Source organism: Campylobacter sp. VBCF_06 NA8 (assembly GCF_027737825.1).
Classification (GTDB): Bacteria; Campylobacterota; Campylobacteria; order Campylobacterales; family Campylobacteraceae; genus Campylobacter_B.
Genome location: NZ_JAOVUB010000005.1, coordinates 75,238 through 91,165, shown reverse-complemented (window position 1 = coordinate 91,165; position 15,928 = coordinate 75,238). Strand labels below are relative to the sequence as shown.

16 protein-coding genes are annotated in these 15,928 nt (G+C 42.0%); 6 read left to right on the top strand and 10 right to left on the bottom strand.

Annotated features, from left to right (window positions below):
* Positions 1-3: 3 nt before the first annotated feature.
* Positions 4-1,419, bottom strand: a complete 1,416-nt coding sequence (locus OFO10_RS07205; protein ID WP_270866667.1) for an HsdM family class I SAM-dependent methyltransferase — start codon at positions 1,417-1,419, stop codon at positions 4-6.
* A 130-nt stretch (positions 1,420-1,549) separates the two neighbouring features.
* Here OFO10_RS07205 and OFO10_RS07200 point away from each other — a divergent pair, with 130 nt between their 5' ends.
* A complete protein-coding gene (locus OFO10_RS07200; RefSeq protein ID WP_270866666.1) occupies positions 1,550-2,647 on the top strand; it encodes a DNA adenine methylase in 1,098 nt (365 codons plus the stop codon).
* Positions 2,648-2,649: 2 nt separating this feature from the next.
* Complete coding sequence (locus OFO10_RS07195; protein WP_270866665.1) at positions 2,650-3,276, top strand: phosphoribosylanthranilate isomerase; 627 nt, start codon at positions 2,650-2,652, stop codon at positions 3,274-3,276.
* 32 nt (positions 3,277-3,308) lie between these two features.
* On the opposite strand, the gene sodB is transcribed toward OFO10_RS07195, so the two are convergent.
* On the bottom strand, positions 3,309-3,932 hold the full coding sequence (gene sodB, locus OFO10_RS07190) for a superoxide dismutase [Fe] (RefSeq protein ID WP_270858153.1): 624 nt from the start codon (positions 3,930-3,932) through the stop codon (positions 3,309-3,311).
* A gap of 149 nt (positions 3,933-4,081) precedes the next feature.
* Here sodB and ribH point away from each other — a divergent pair, with 149 nt between their 5' ends.
* The 4 genes from ribH to OFO10_RS07170 are packed head-to-tail and all read left to right on the top strand — an operon-like array spanning position 4,082 to position 6,364.
* A complete protein-coding gene (gene ribH / locus OFO10_RS07185) occupies positions 4,082-4,552 on the top strand; it encodes a 6,7-dimethyl-8-ribityllumazine synthase (RefSeq protein WP_270865282.1) in 471 nt (156 codons plus the stop codon).
* 2 nt (positions 4,553-4,554) lie between these two features.
* The gene (gene nusB / locus OFO10_RS07180; RefSeq protein ID WP_270866664.1) at positions 4,555-4,944 is read left to right on the top strand and encodes a transcription antitermination factor NusB; all 390 of its coding nucleotides are present in this window, start codon (positions 4,555-4,557) and stop codon (positions 4,942-4,944) included.
* A complete protein-coding gene (gene pyrF / locus OFO10_RS07175) occupies positions 4,941-5,627 on the top strand; it encodes an orotidine-5'-phosphate decarboxylase (RefSeq protein ID WP_270866663.1) in 687 nt (228 codons plus the stop codon). Before nusB ends, pyrF begins: the two co-directional genes overlap by 4 nt.
* Complete coding sequence (locus tag OFO10_RS07170; RefSeq protein ID WP_270866662.1) at positions 5,624-6,364, top strand: DUF3108 domain-containing protein; 741 nt, start codon at positions 5,624-5,626, stop codon at positions 6,362-6,364. The genes pyrF and OFO10_RS07170 overlap by 4 nt, the downstream gene beginning before the upstream one ends.
* Position 6,365: 1 nt before the next feature.
* Here OFO10_RS07170 and OFO10_RS07165 read toward each other — a convergent pair whose 3' ends face one another.
* From OFO10_RS07165 to OFO10_RS07130, 8 genes are all read right to left on the bottom strand, one after another.
* Entirely contained in the window at positions 6,366-6,821 is a 456-nt protein-coding gene (locus tag OFO10_RS07165) for a hypothetical protein (RefSeq protein WP_270866661.1), read from the bottom strand.
* A 9-nt stretch (positions 6,822-6,830) separates the two neighbouring features.
* Positions 6,831-7,547: a DUF4230 domain-containing protein gene (locus tag OFO10_RS07160; protein WP_270866660.1), complete on the bottom strand. Its 717-nt coding sequence runs from the start codon at positions 7,545-7,547 to the stop codon at positions 6,831-6,833.
* Between the two features lie 22 nt (positions 7,548-7,569).
* Entirely contained in the window at positions 7,570-8,781 is a 1,212-nt protein-coding gene (ilvA, locus tag OFO10_RS07155; RefSeq protein WP_270866659.1) for a threonine ammonia-lyase, read from the bottom strand.
* Positions 8,782-8,783: 2 nt separating this feature from the next.
* The gene (locus tag OFO10_RS07150; RefSeq protein WP_270858161.1) at positions 8,784-9,173 is read right to left on the bottom strand and encodes a CoA-binding protein; all 390 of its coding nucleotides are present in this window, start codon (positions 9,171-9,173) and stop codon (positions 8,784-8,786) included.
* Complete coding sequence (gene trmA / locus OFO10_RS07145) at positions 9,170-10,279, bottom strand: tRNA (uridine(54)-C5)-methyltransferase TrmA (protein ID WP_270866658.1); 1,110 nt, start codon at positions 10,277-10,279, stop codon at positions 9,170-9,172. Before trmA ends, OFO10_RS07150 begins: the two co-directional genes overlap by 4 nt.
* Positions 10,266-11,969 carry a Na+/H+ antiporter NhaC family protein gene (locus OFO10_RS07140; RefSeq protein ID WP_270866657.1) on the bottom strand — a complete coding sequence of 568 codons (1,704 nt, stop codon included), beginning with the start codon at positions 11,967-11,969 and terminating at the stop codon, positions 10,266-10,268. The genes trmA and OFO10_RS07140 overlap by 14 nt, the downstream gene beginning before the upstream one ends.
* 21 nt (positions 11,970-11,990) lie before the next feature.
* Positions 11,991-13,235 carry an ankyrin repeat domain-containing protein gene (locus OFO10_RS07135; protein ID WP_270866656.1) on the bottom strand — a complete coding sequence of 415 codons (1,245 nt, stop codon included), beginning with the start codon at positions 13,233-13,235 and terminating at the stop codon, positions 11,991-11,993.
* A gap of 85 nt (positions 13,236-13,320) precedes the next feature.
* On the bottom strand, positions 13,321-15,870 hold the full coding sequence (locus tag OFO10_RS07130) for a bifunctional aconitate hydratase 2/2-methylisocitrate dehydratase (RefSeq protein WP_270866655.1): 2,550 nt from the start codon (positions 15,868-15,870) through the stop codon (positions 13,321-13,323).
* Between the last annotated feature and the right edge of the window lie 58 nt (positions 15,871-15,928).

Genomic DNA, 15,928 nt, shown 5'->3' with positions numbered 1-15,928 from the left:
CTCCTAATTTGCAAATTTGTAATCCAAGTAAGCTTTTACATCTTTTGATGAAAAAGTATAATAACCGCCACTTTTATATTTCCCAAGTAATTCCACAAAATTTATAAAATCATTACTTGATAGCGTGTTTTGAATATCATCAAAATTTATTTTTTCGCTAGTTATATAAAGTCCGCCATATACGCCATATCCGCTAGGTGCAAGAGTAAATTTTATATCGTTTTTATTTCGTATCAACGAATTTATGGTTAATTTATCTTTGTAAGTATCATTTATCGCTTGGCTACGCCCAAAGGCAAACCAAAAATTTTCACTCTTTTTTTCGTTCGCTCTTTTTAACAATCTCTCTTTTTGTTCGGATAAATATCGATATATTTTATTATCTGATGAAAGTTCTTGTTCTGATATAAGTTTTCCTTTTTTATTATACGGATAAAAAATATATTGCATAATGCCTTTTGAAGCCTTGATAACTGGTATTATAAATTTATCAAATTTGGGACTATCGAAAATAAATACGCTATCGCATAGTGTAGCATAACCATTTTTTATACTAATATCACTCTGTTTTTTATTTGATAAAATTTGTTTGAAATTTTTCAATTTTTCTTTTTTTGAAAAATAAAAATTTTCAGATAAATAGCAATCCTGCAATGCGATATTATCTACAAATTTTGGTAGCAATTTTTTTTCATCATATTCATAATATTCTATTTTTTCGTTTTGATTTTTTTTATCCAAAATCATTATGGCTGTATAAGTCGTAGCATTAAAAGCCTGAAAATGCTTTAAATCAACTACTTTTGATATTAGTTTGTTTGAAGCTAAAAAACTGCGAATTTCCACACCAGCCGAGCTATTAAAAATAGAGCTTGGGGTAATATAGCCTAATACGCCACTATTATTTAGCATTTTGATACCAATTTCGTAAAATACGATAAATAAATCCGTCATACCCTTTTTAGCAAATTTAAATTCTTTGATTTCATTTAAGTTGTTTAAATTATGAATTCTAACATAAGGTGGATTTCCGACAACAAAATCCATTTTATTATCAAATTTTTCTATTTGCAAGGTATCGGCGCAGATTATGTCCCATTTGACATTTGATATACCGAATTTTTCCACTATATTATCAAGGTTACAGATACAAAATTTATAGTTATTTTTGTCTATTTCGATACCGTGAATATATTGTTCTAAATCATCTTTTATTTTTTTTGTATTTGTTTGATTTTTTATCGCTTCGTTGCAATATCTAAGAACTATTTCACATAAAAAAGCACCTTGTCCGCAACTATTATCTATAATATGCTTTTTTAAAATATCTTTGCCGTAATAATTACACAAATCTAATATATTTCTTACTATAAATTCTGGCGTGTATATTTGTCCGGTAGATTTTTCAATTTGTTTCATAAAGGCTCACTTTAATTACTTTGCAACTATAAAATGGACTTTAATTATACCTTAAATAGTCTGTAAAAATCTTTATATTTAAGCGATTTGCGTGTATAATACAATTTTAATATAGAAATGAGTTTATTAAATGCAAAAAGAAAACGAAAGCTATCTGGGCGAACAACTTATTAGCTATTTGGGAAACAAACGCTCACTTTTGGGGGCGATAAATGGCGTTATAACGGACATTAAGGCAAATTTGGGCGCCGAAAAAATCGCTTTTGCCGATGTTTTTAGTGGCAGCGGCGTGGTGGCGAGATTTGCCAAAGCGCACTCAAATTTGGTTTTGGCAAATGATTTGGAAAAATACTCGTTCATCATAAATTCGTGTTATTTGGAGAATTTAACGCCTGAATTGAAAGCAAATTTAGCTAAATTTCACAGCATGATTTTAACGAATTTTAAGCCGCGTGAAAGCTTTATCAGCGAACTTTATGCGCCAAAAGACGATGAAAAAATCAAAAAAGGCGAAAGGGTTTTTTACTCACGCCAAAACGCCCTTATTTTGGGGGGACTACGCACGGCGATTAGCCAAATTCCAAATGAGTTTCAAAAATATTTCATCGCTCCACTTCTAAGCGAAGCTTCTATCCACTCAAACACAGGCGGCGTTTTTAAGGGCTTTTACAAGGACAAAAACGGCGTGGGAAAATTTGGCGGCAGCGGCGAAAACGCGCTATCTCGCATTTTGGGCGAGATTTCACTTCCAATGCCAGTTTTTTCAAATTTCACAAGCGATTTTCAGGTTTTCCAAAATGATGCTTACGAGTTTAGCAAACTTGCTCCAAGCGTGGATATAGCGTATTTTGACCCGCCGTATAACCAGCACCCTTACGGCTCGAATTATTTTATGCTAAATTTAATCGCTGATTTTAAAGCTCCAAATTTAGGGGATTTAAGCGAAGTTAGCGGTATCCCAAACGGCTGGAACCGCTCAAACTACAACAAAAAATCTCGTGCCGCAGATGAATTTTTCACGCTTTTGGCTGAATTTAGAGCAAAATATTTGATAATCTCGTTCAACTCAGAAGGCTTCATCAGCGAAGATGAGTTTTTAAAAAACCTAGCTCTCATCGGTAAAGTGGGAAAAATCGAGATAAAATACCCTGCGTATCGTGCAAGTAGAAATTTGCGAAACCGAAATTTGCATGTAACAGAGTATCTGTATATCGTCAAAAAGGCGTGAAAATGGGCACTATAAAACCAAAAATCAAAATTTGCGGGATTAAAAATTTAGCCGAAGCAAAAAGCGTTTTAGAGTGCGATTTTAATGGCGTTAGAGTGGATTTTTTGGGTTTAATTTTTGCCCAGAGCAAGCGAAAAGTAACGCCCGAAATAGCAAAAGAAATTTCAAATTTGGTGAGTGAATTTGGTCGCAAAAGCGTCGGCGTTTTTACCGATACGAGCGATGATGAAATTTTGCAAATTTGCAAATTTGTAAATTTAAGCGTGGCGCAAATTTATAAAGAAATTTCGCCAAATTTAAAGCAAAATTTAGCAAATTTGGGTGTCGAAGCGTGGCAGGTCGTGCGCGTAAAAGATAAAATTCCAAATTTAAAAAATTTAAACTATGACAAAATTTTATTTGATTACAAAGGCGAAAAAATGGGCGGAAACGGCGAAAGCTTCGAGTGGAAAATGCTAAAAAATCTGCAAATTCCATTTATCCTAGCAGGCGGTATCGGCGCGCAAAACCTCGCAAACGCCCTAAAAATAAAGCCATTTTGCCTCGATATTAATAGTAAAGTAGAAAACGAAAACGGCATAAAAAACCCAGCAAAAATAATGGAAATTTTAAAGATTTGCGCGCAGTAAATCCACGCGCAAAATAAGAAGCGAAATCAAAATCAGTCGTTGCCGTGAAGCTCATCTATGTAGAATTTCACCGAGCCCATACCCTCTTTCAGAGCCCACTCGTAGGCACTTGATACGAACTCCCAGTTGATTCCAGCATAAAATTTCTCCAAATATGCTGGGCGCGCATTGCAAACATCGATATAGTATGCGTGCTCCCACACATCGACTACTAGAAGCGGCACAAGCCCATCGCGCGCAGGTGTGTCGGCGTTTTTCGTAGCGACAATCGAAAGCTTTTTAGTAGATGGATCGCACACTAGCCACACCCAGCCAGAGCCAAAGTGAGCCGTCGCTGCCGCGATAAACTCAGCTTTAAAATCAGCGAAATTTTCAGCCAATGCCGATTTTAGCGCCTCGCTTGGCTCGCTAACTTTTGCGATACAATCCCAATAAAAGTCGTGGTTATACACCTGCGCCGCGTTGTTAAAAACCCCGCCAGTAGCGTTCATTACGATATCATAAAGCCCCTTGCCCGCAAACTCGCCACTTTCGGTCATTTTATTCAAATTTGCCACATAAGTTGCGTGGTGTTTGCCATGGTGATACTCACAGGTTTTTGCGCTCACTACGGCGTTTTTCTCTGCCTCGAAAGGTAAATTTCTAAGTTTAAACATATTCTCTCCTTTAAAAAATTATCCTCTATGATACAAAACTCTCTTAAACAAAAGATAAATTTTATCCTTTAATTGAAATTTATAAATTTATTAAAAATTTTGCCTAATTTGGCTAAACTTAGCGAATTTTGAAATTTAAAGGATATAAAATGAACATTATCGAAGGAAATTTGACCCTAAACGGCGATGAAAAAATCCTAATCATCAACGCCAGATTTAACCACATCATCACAGATCGCCTAGTAGAAGGCGCTCACGACGCATTTTTGCGACATGGCGGCAAAGAGGAAAATTTAAGCCTAATGCTAGTCCCTGGCGCATTTGAAATCCCGCTCGCCCTAGAAAAGGCACTTTTATCGAAAAAATACGACGCCGTCGTCTGCGTAGGCGCAGTCATCAGAGGCAGCACACCGCATTTTGACTATGTCAGCGCAGAGGTCAGCAAGGGTATCGCAAACACCATGCTTCGCCACGGCGCGCCAGTTACCTTTGGCGTGCTCACCACAGATACTATCGAGCAAGCGATTGAGCGCGCAGGCTCAAAAGCCGGCAACAAGGGCTTTGAAGCGATGACAGGCGTAATCGAAATGCTAAGCTTATTTCGCGAAATAAAGGCGTAATCATGGCGACAAGACACCAAGCGCGATTGGCGGTGATTTCGCTACTTTACGCAAAAGATATGAACGAAGAAAAGCCCGAGTTTGAAAACGAGTATTTAGAAGAAAAAAAGATTAGAAACGAGCAGAGAAACTGGACGCTGGGCCTGCTTCACAGCGTGCGCGATAATACAGAGACAATTGACGCGCTTTTAAACGAGTATTTGAAGGAATTTAAACTGCATGAAATTTCGGCGGTTGAGCGCGCTATTTTGCGACTTGGCGCGTATGAGTTGCGTTTCAGTGATACAGACGCTGGTATCATCATAAACGAAGCCGTAACCGCAGCCAAGGAGCTTGGCGCGTCCTCGAAGCTAATAAACGGCGTTTTAGACGCTATTAAGGTCGTAAAATGAAGCTTTGCGTAGCCTTAGATATGGCTAGCAAAGAACAAAATTTAGCTTTGAGTGCGAATTTAGCGCAATTTGGGGATCAAATTTGGCTCAAAGTCGGCCTGCGCTCGTATCTGCGAGACGGGGCAAAATTTATCGAAGAACTCAAAAAAATCGCAAATTTTAAAATTTTCTTAGATCTTAAATTTTACGATATCCCAAACACCATGGCTGACGCCGCGCAGGTCGTCGCAGGTCTTGGCGTAGATATGATAAACCTGCACGCAAGCGCTGGAAAGCGCGCTATGAGCGAGGTTATGAACCGCTTAGACGCGCTAAATACCCGCCCGCTCGTGCTTGGCGTATCGGCTCTGACAAGCTTTAACGAGAGCGAATTTAGCGAAATTTACAACGATGAAATTGCGCCAAGCGTGGTGAAATTTTCGCGTTTTGCGCATGAGTGTGGGCTAGATGGCATGGTCTGCTCGGTTTTTGAATCAAACGCGATTAAAAATGCCACAAGCGACGAATTTATCACGCTTTGCCCTGGCGTACGACCTTTTGGCGAGAGCGCAAACGATCAAGCGCGCGTGGCAAATTTAAGCGACGCTAAAAGCGCAAACGCCGATTTTATCGTGGTTGGTCGCCCGATTTATCAAGCGCAAAATCCAGAACAAATCGTAAATCAAATTTTGGCTAGCTTATGAGAGTTTTAGCATTTCTTTTTTTCTTTTTCGGCGCAGTGTTTGGCGAAACTATCGAGGCGCACTACGATATTTCTTACGGCGTTTTTGGCGTCGTGGGGCATGCTGATGCTAAATTAGTCAAAACAGCTAAAACCTACGAAATCACGCTAAATGCGAGAGCTTATGGGATCGCTGGCTCGCTAAGCGGGGATAGAAGGGAGAAATTTTACTCCAAAGGAAGCGTTGTGGGCGAGATTTTAAAACCCAAAATTTATCGCCACGAAGTCGAGCGCAAAAAGGGCAAAAAAACCATAAACACGCGCCAAATTTTCACATTTGATTACAACAACAAACGCATTAGAGAGCAGAAATTTAAGGGCGAAAACGGCGATTTGCGTCCTAGTAGCGACAAAATTTTGCCATATTTTGCGACAAACGACCTGCTAAGCGTGTTTTTTAATTTTGGCAAAATTCCGCACAAAGGTGATATGTTTTTCATAACCGCAGCCGGAGCCAAAAACGAAACTGGGCGCATAGATGTGCAAATCCCGCGTGGCAAACACGCCAAAGCTATCCAAAATGCCTTGCAGACGAGCTCGAACCCATTTATCGTTTTTATAAATCAAAAGATTTTTTCTAGCAAAAAGGGCGAACTCTACCTCTCGCTAAATCGCCAAGAAATCGCAGAAAATGTGATTTTAAAAGATGTTTTGTTTTTCGGCGATATCCATGCTAAGCTAACTGAGGCCAAATTTTAGCCTAAAATTCATATCCGAAAATTTTAATGCCCTCTTCCAGCTTTTCGTAGCGAATTTGCGGAAATTTTGCTAGCAAATCTAGCACCATTTCCAAATCATTTTTTTTCGTTTTATCATAGCTTTGCGGTATGAAAATCCACGCTATCTCATCGTATGCAAAAACCCCGATTTTAAAGGCGATTTGCGCGTTTTGTATCTGCCATTTGGAGCTGTTTTTGATAGCGTAAAAATTCGGAAAAAGGATTTTTTTTATGATAAAGCATTTGCAAAAGCTAAATTCGCCAAAAAAGCCCGCCCAAAGCTCATCTGGCACGAAATAGCCCTTGGCTTTGAGCCGTTTTTTCTCCCTGCTTAGGCGAATCGGAGTGATAAATCGCTCGAATTTAGCGTAAATTTTGCGCTTAAAGCTCGTATAATACGAAAAATACAGCTTAAACAGCGCCTCGTAAGCCTGCAACGCTCGCCCTTATTTCTCTTCGATTTGCGATTTTAGCGAGCTTGCGATAGAAATATCGCTTGGATTGATATCGATTGTCTCTAATGCCTTGTCTTGGAAGACAAAGCCGATTTCTTTGGCGCCAAAACTTTTTGCTATGGTTTCAAGTGTGTCGGTTGCGGATTTGTGGATTTTGCCCCCTAAATCGTTTATGATTTTAAGCGAGAGTGCCTTAACCTCGTTTTTCGCGTCGTCGATTAGGCGGTTTTTGTCGCTCTCATCAAAGCTCGACCCAAAAATACCATTTAGCGAATCAGGCAGCAAAAACGGCAAAAGTTTTGAATTTTGCTCGTCGTAAATTTTCATATCCTTAATCGAATATTTGTATTTGCAAGGTGGCATTTTGATCTCGTATTTGTCCTCGCCACGCGGAATTATGCTAAATTCAGGACTTAGCAAATCATAGACGAAATCTATCTCAAACTCAAAAATTATGGCAATCTGTTTTTTCGTCATCAGTGGCGAAACTAGCGAGCCAAAGAAGCCGTCAGCGACATTTTCTTTGCGCGTAACAATCTCTTTGGAATAAATTTTAAACACGCTTAGCTCGCCTATGCTTTTTAGGCGCGTAATATCCGTGCTAATCTCCGTTTTAGGGGCGTTTGCGCCAGATTTTTTCATACGCAAAAACATATAAACCAAAATCACAAAAATTAAAAAATTTAAGATAAAAGCCAAATTTTCCAAATTTTATCCTTTCAAATTTCGCCTAAAACAGCTCTTTGAAATCATATCCTGCGCTTTTTAACGCCCACGCAATCTCCTCTTGGTGCGCCTTGCCCTTGGTTTCTAGCGTGATTGTAATTTGCGCGTCGCCGTATTCGATCTCGGTCGAGAAGCGATCATAGTCGATTTTGACGATGTTTGCGTTCGCATCACGCAAAACATTTGTAAGCTTGGTTAGCGAGCCCGGTTTATCCACGAGCGTAACATTTATCGTCATTTTGCGGTGAGATTTGATAAGACCTTTTTCGATGATGATGTTTAGCATTTGCACATCGATATTTCCACCACTTAAAATAATGCCGATTTTAGCGCCCTCTTTGAAGCTAAATTTATGGTTCATAAGAGCTGCTACACCCACAGCTCCTGCGCCCTCGACGATGATTTTTTGATTTTCTAGCAGATACAAAATCGCGCTTGCGACCTCCTCATCATCGACTTGGACGAACTCATCGACGCTTTCTAAAATATGTTTTAGCGTGATCTCGCTAGTATCACGCACCGCGATACCATCGGCGATAGTGCGCACGCTCTGAGAGTTTATCGCCTTTTTGGCTACGAAGCTATCGTGCATAGCAGGCGCGCCCTTTGCGCCAACGGCGATGATTTTTATATCAGGATTGATTTGTTTAGCACAGCTTGCCACGCCACTAATTAGTCCGCCACCGCCCACAGGCGCTATGATATAGTCGAGATCTGCGACATCTTCTAGCATTTCAAGCGCGATTGTGCCCTGTCCTGCTTGGACTAGCTCATCATCGAAAGGATGGACAAAGGTAAGGTTGTTTTCCTTGGCGTATTCAAGCGCATAAGCGTAAGCCTCGTCGAAATTATCGCCTTTTAGGATAATCTCAGCCCCCAAAGCTTTCGTCCCACTGACCTTTAAAAGCGGTGTCGCCTCTGGCATGACGATTACGGCGCGTACGCCAAATTTTTGCGCACTCATCGCCACGCCTTGCGCATGGTTGCCCGCACTCGCTGCGATTACGCCACGGCTCTTTTCATCTTCGCTAAGATGAGCGATTTTGTTGTATGCGCCACGAATTTTATACGCGCCCGTGCGTTGTAAATTCTCATTTTTTAGATAAATTTGCGCCCCATAAATTTCGCTTAGCTTTGGTGCGAAAGCGAAGGGTGTCTTATGCACAAAAGCCGCTATTGTGCGCTTTGCTTGAACTATTTTATTTAAATCTACCATTTTTAGCCTTTCAAATTTTTATGCTCTATCATTATGCACTTGTTTTGGATAAAATTTACTCCATTTTTTTGCGCGAGAAAAGCCACGCTGTCGTTAAAAATGCCAACTTGCAACCAAAGCGTTTTGGCTTTACACGCCAAAACATCGCTAAAAAGCGCATTTGCAAACTCGCCTTTTCGAAACATAACGACAATGTCGATTTTATCATTTATTTCTTTTAAATTTCTATAAACCTTCCTACCTAAAATTTCATCAAATTTAGGATAAATCGGAAAAATTTTAAAATTTTGCGCGGCTAAATACTGCCCCACGCGGTTGCTTGGCTTGCTCTGATTTGGGCTAAGCCCCACGATAGCGATATTTTTGGCATTTCTTAAAATTTCACTTATCACGCTAACGCCTTTAAAATCACGCCGCACTCGACATGCGCAGTATGCGCGAACTGATCGAAAATCGCGAATTTCTCCACCTTGTGCGTTTTGCAAAGATAGCTTAAATTTTGCTTTAAACTTTGCGGATTGCACGAAATGTAGATTATGTTTTTGTAATCTTTGATGAAATTTAGCACGCTTGCTTCAAGCCCTGCGCGTGGCGGATCTACCAAAATATGCGAGATTTCATAACCTTGCAAATCTACCCCCTCTAAGCGGGTAAATTCGCGCTCTCCCCCAAATGCGCTCATTAGCTCGTCTGCGCTTAGGCGCACAAATTTTATGTTTTTGGCGCCGTTTTTTTGCGCGTTTAAAAGTGCGTTTTTTATGCTATTTTTGCTAATCTCATTTGCCAAAATTTGGCGAAATTTAGCACTTAGCGGGATTGTGAAATTCCCATGTCCGCAATACATTTCAAGCAGATCTTTTTTAGGTGTTTTCTCATCGCCCACTGCGCCTAGCACCCACGAAATCATCTTTTCATTAACGCCTCTGTTTGGCTGCGAAAACGCCGTAGCTTCGAAAGTGTAGCGATAAATTTGCCCCTTTATTTCAAACTCGTCTTCTAAATTTTCCCTGCCAAAAACGAGCTTTTTCCCGCGCGATCTAGCGATTAAATTTAGCCCTAAATTTCTGGCTAAATTTGCCAAATTCGGCTCTATTTCTACGACATTTCGGTGATATAAAAGCACGCATAAAAAATCATTTTTCGTAGCGATAAACTCGCACCCAAAAAGCCTAAATTTCAAAACCTCATCGCCCCGCAAAATTGGCAAAACTCTATCCATAAAGCTTTGGATTTTTTCATCTACGATAGGGCAGTTTTGCACGAAAACACGCTCTTTATCCCTGCCTCGCATGCTAAAATGAAGCTTCTCGCCCTCGTGAAAAATCCCAAATTCAGCCCGCGAGCGAAATGCGCTTTCTTTGGAGGCAAAAACCTCGATTTCGCCAGTATAAAACGGCGCAAATTCCGCGCTTATGCGCTCTTTTTTTAAATTTAACTGCTCTTTGTAAGGCAAATCATAAACGCAACTTCCACAAATGCCAAATTTATCGCACTTCACCGCTTACCTTTTTGCCTAAAATTCGTATCGCAAGCACGGTTACGCCAAGTCCAAAGGCTAGGCACACCCAGACATTTACCCCAAAGCTAGCTGGCAAAAACCCGCAAAATGTGCTGATGATACCCACTACGATAGCGTAAGGTAGCTGAGTGCTGACATGCTCGATATGATCGCAACCTGCGCCCATTGAGGAGAGGATTGTGGTATCTGAAATCGGCGAGCAGTGATCGCCAAAAATCGCCCCTGTAAAAACCGAGCTAATATTTAAACACATAAAAGCATGAAATTCATCGCCGCTAAGGCCGTATTTCGCCCCCACAGAGGCAGCTAGTGGCACAGCGAGCGGGGTTACGATACCCATAGTGCCAAAGCTAGTGCCGGTCGAAAATGAAATAATCGAGCTTAGCACGAAAATCACGAGCGCAAGTAGCGCCATAGGGGTGCTCTCGCCTAGCAAATCCACAAGGTATTTTGAGGTGCCAAGCTCTTTTATCGTAGAGCTTAGTGACCACGCAAAAAGCAGGATTAAAACGGTTGTGAGCATGGTTTTCCAGCCCCCAATCCAAATTTCAATTCCCTCTTTGATACCATAAATTTTTTGCCACAGCCCCAAAACTATACCGATTATTGACGAAAACATAGCCGCTTGAAACAGCACCACAGAAGCGTCAGCCCCGCTAAATGCCGTTCTGATAGAAACGAAGGAAAACGGATCTGCTTGCACAGCCTTTAATTCCTCTTCGCCAAGCGCGCCAAGTCCGTTTGCATAAAACCCAATCACGCTTAGCACAATCATCGCTCCAAGCGGAATTAAAGCATTAATCTTGCGTGGTTCGATACCCTCTTTTGGGCTAAATGCTTGATCTTCTAAATTTGCGATTTTAAAGTCCCGTCCGCCATTTTTGCCAGCGCGAGACGCCATTTCGGCGCGATACATAGGGCCGAATTCCCTCATCATCACAGCACTTGCCACGACAAAGAAAAGCATGTAAATATTATAAAATCTATATGGGATTGTCTCCACAAAAATCGTAAATGCGTTGATATCCTCGACGCCGATTTGCGCATACGCTTCCTTAATCGCCGAAATCTCAACCCCGACCCAAGTCGAAATCAGCGCAATTCCAGTTATCGGCGCAGCTGTCGCGTCGATGATAAAGGCAAATTTCGCACGCGAAATTTTAAATCTATCCATCAAAGGACGCATGATAGGCCCCAAAATAAGGGCGTTTGCGTAATCGTCAAAGAAAATGATAATTCCCATAAACCAAGTGTAAATTTGCGCCCTAACCCCAGTATGCGCCCTAGCCCCAAGCCACATAGCAAGGGCTTTGGTGCCGCCACTTTTGGTAACTAGCGCGATAAGGCCTCCGATACACATAACTTGAAGCAAAATTCCCGCATTCCACGCATCAGCCATGGAAGCTACCATACGCGCACAAAGATCAGTAAATGCTACAACAAAGCCCGAAAGCACACCATTATCGTTCATACCGATGAGAAATGTCCCGCTTAACACGCCCAAAAACAGCGATAAAATGACATCTTTGGTGATAAATGCAAGAGCAATCGCCACAAGTGGCGGAATCAGCGTCAGTGCGCCATAAATGCTTGCATTTTTTTCAGCTGGGCTAAGCTCCGCGCCAAAGACAAAAAACGGAAGCAAAAAAATAAATAAAATCCTAAACATAAATTTCCCTTTTGTATTAGATTAGTTCGCTATATCTTCGAAATTTTCCTCTGCCATGCTTCCCATGAAATCCCCATTATTCGCGCTTACACTAGGTTTAAGTCCGATAGATTTGAGGTATTCTTGGATCTTTTCATCGCCACCAAAAATAGCGTAATCAAGCGCATTTAGCCCGGCCTCATCTACTCTTTTTTCATCTGCGCCAGATTTGACCAAAAGCTCGGTGATTTCTTTGTTTCCATGTAGCGCCGAATACATTAGCAAACTAGCACCCAAATCATTAAACGCACACGCGTCCGAATACCCGCCAAGCGAAGCTAGCGCGCCCTTTTCGGTAGAGCCGATTTGGCGGACATTTACGCTAGCGTGGTTATAGACCATGAAATTTACCATTTCGTAGTTTTTGCTAGCCACAGCGTAGAAAATCGGGGTTTGTCCAAGTTGATTTTTGTGCGATACTTGTGCGCCTTTGGAGATTAGAAATTTAGCATTTTGTAAATTTGACATAGCGTAAAATAGCGCGCTATCGTCCCCGTCGTTAATCTTCGCCCCGCGCGTAATAAGTGCGTCGATAAATTTCGTATCATATCCTAGCAAAAGTGCCAAATTTAGCGCACCGCTAAGGTCGTTTGTGCTGTAAGTATTGCTGCTTAAAAGCACATTAAACTCATCTATATTTACCCTGTTTTTAAGGGCTAATTCTAGCTTATTATACGCGTCGATACTGCGATTTTTAGCCGCATATAGGGCAAATTCGCTCAGCACCAAATCCGCAATCTCACTAGCCTCGTTTGGGGATAAATTTACGCTAAAATGGCTTTGTAATGCCGTTTTTGCCAAATTTATCTCGGAGATAAAATTTTTGAAATTTATGAAATTTATAAATTTTTGCTCAGAGTAAAATTCTAAAATTTCTAGCGCATTTGCATACGCTGCGCCTAAATTTTTCTGCTTAGCCTCGCGCAAAAATCCATCGCTATCCATGCCAGCCTGCGCTAAGATGCGTTCGAATTTTTTCTCATTTATGCTAGCTTCGTTTCCCACACACTCGATACTCTCACTCCTAATCGTCCTAGCTAAATTTTGCAAATTTCGCAAAAATGAAGCCTCCACAAGCGAGCCCTTGCAATCATAATCACTCAGCAAAAGTTCGCTAGGGCTTGGCGTAGTGGCAAAATAGGCTTTCGGATCTGCCTCGATATCGGCGCAGGTCGCGCCAAAAGCACAGATTGCGCCAAATATCCATAAAATCAAAATTCTTTGCATAACCAACCTTGTCAAATTTAACCCGCCATTTTAGCGAAATTTTGCTTATTTAAACTTATTAGCGCAAAACGCGCTAATTCGTGGCTTAGAGCGCGAAATTTTCTTCCTCGTTAAAATTTAAATAACGATAAATTTCGCCATTTTTGCCATTTAATTTCTCGCGCACTATCTCTTTGTATTCCCTCGCGCTAGGAATTCTGCCTAGCATCGCACAAACAGCGGCTAGTTCGGCACTTGCTAAATATACCTTAGCACCCATACCCATACGATTATCGAAATTTCTAGTCGAAGTTGAGACTACGACCGCATTATCTTTTACGCGCGCTTGATTTCCCATACATAGCGAGCACCCAGGCACCTCTGTGCGCGCTCCTACCGCGCCAAATACGCTATACACGCCCTCTTCTTTGAGTTTTGCCTCGTCCATTTTCGTAGGCGGTGCTATCCAAAGGCGGGCTGGTGTTTGCGCGCTACCCTTTAAAATCTGCGCTGCGGCGCGATAATGCCCGATATTTGTCATACAGCTTCCAATGAAAACCTCATCGATATTTTTCGCCCTTCTCTCATCGGCTAAAATTTCGCTTAGCGTTGCGACATCGTCAGGGTCATTAGGGCAGGCTAAAATCGGCTCTGTAATCTCACCCAAATCTATTTCAATCACTTCTGCGTATTTTGCGTTTTCATCGGCTTTTAAAAGTGTCGGATTTTCTAGCCATTTTTTCATTTTTTCGCCCCTTCTAGCTAGCGCGTCGCTGTTTTGATAACCAGCTTTTATCATAGCGTCGATTAGAGCGATATTTGAGCGTATGTATTCACACACACTCTCGGTATTTAGCGCGATTGCACACGCCGCTGCACTTCTCTCAGCACTAGCATCGCTTAGCTCGAAAGCCTGCTCGGCCTTTAAATTTTCAAGCCCTTCAATCTCTAAAATTTTGCCTGCAAATATATTTTTTTTGCCCTTTTTCTCGACGCTCAATAAGCCTTTTTTAATCGCATAGTAAGGAATCGCATTTACCAAATCGCGCAAAGTAATTCCCTCTTGCAACTTTCCTTTAAATCTCACAAGCACAGATTCTGGCATATTTAGCGGCATACTTCCAGTAACTGCCGCAAATGCCACTAGCCCGCTACCTGCTGGAAAGCTAATGCCGATTGGAAATCTCGTGTGGCTATCTCCGCCCGTGCCTACGCTATCAGGGAGCACCATACGATTTAGCCATGAGTGGATTACTCCGTCCCCTGGGCGCAGTGCCACGCCACCACGACTACTCATAAACGGCGGAAGTGTTCGGTGCGTGATAGTATCGCTTGGCTTAGGATAGGCTGCCGTGTGGCAAAAGCTCTGCAACACGAAATCTGCGCCAAATCCAAGGCTAGCAAGCTCTTTAATCTCATCGCGCGTCATAGGGCCTGTGGTGTCTTGCGAACCCACAGTTAGCGTAAGTGGCTCGACATACATACCAGCTCTCACGCCCGCCATGCCACAGGCTTTGCCGACGATTTTTTGCGCGAGAGTGTAACCTGCGCTCTCGTCAAATTTAGGTTGCTCTGGTCTAGTAAAAATCTCATCATCGCCTAAGCCTAGCTCTTTTCTAGCCTTAGCGCAAAGCCCTCTTGCGATGATTAGTGGGATTCGCCCGCCGGCTTTGTATTCATCGAAAATCGTATTTGGGCTCAGGCTAAATTTGCAAACGACCTCGCCGTTTTTAACAATCTCGCCCTTATATGGATAAATCTCGATTTCATCGCCCATTTCGAGGTTTTCGACACTCGCTTCGATTGGCAGAGCACCGCTATCTTGGGCTGTGTTGAAAAAAATCGGCGCGATGACAGAGCCTATGATTACACCGCCTGTTTTTTTGTTTGGGATACCATAAATTTCCTCGCCGATATGCCACTGCACGGAATTCACGCCACTTTTGCGACTACTTCCAGTGCCCACGACATCGCCCACATACACAACCTGCCTACCGCTTTTTTTAAGTTCTGCGATTTTTTCTAGGCTACCGGCTTGGCGTTTGCTAAGCATGCTTAGAGCGTGAAGCGGGATATCAGAACGCGTAAAAGCCTCGCTAGCAGGGCTTAAATCATCTGTGTTTGTCTCGCCAGCGACCTTAAAAACCACGCCTTTGATACACTCACTCAGAGGTTTTTTCGCCCTAAACCACTCTATATTCGCCCACGCTTGAAGCACAATTTTTGCGTGAGCGTTGCCCTCTTTTGCCAGCCTTGCGACCTCTACAAAATAATCATGCACAAAAATCGTCCTACCAAGAGCCGCTGCTGCGCCCTTTGCAGTGGCTTCATCTGCGCTTTGCAAGGCGCGGATTAGCTCGATCACGCTGTATCCGCCAAGCATGCGCTCCAACATCGCAAAAGCCTCATTTTTGCTAATGCCAGCCACGCTACAATCGCCGTTTATGATTTCGCCCAAAAACTCCGCCTTGATTTTAGCGGCATCATCGACGCCTGGGTTAATGCGTGTTTTTAAAATTTCGATTAATTTTTCGCTTGGATTGGTTTTTAGGATTTCGCATAGCTGCTTGGTTTGCTCGGCGCTAAGTGCAAGTGGCGGAATACCTAGCTTCGCGCGCTCATTTACGCTGGATTCGTAGTTTTGTAAAAAGTCCATATTTTGCCCCTTTTTGGTAAAATTTCGGACAATTTTACAATAAATTTGATTAAATAGT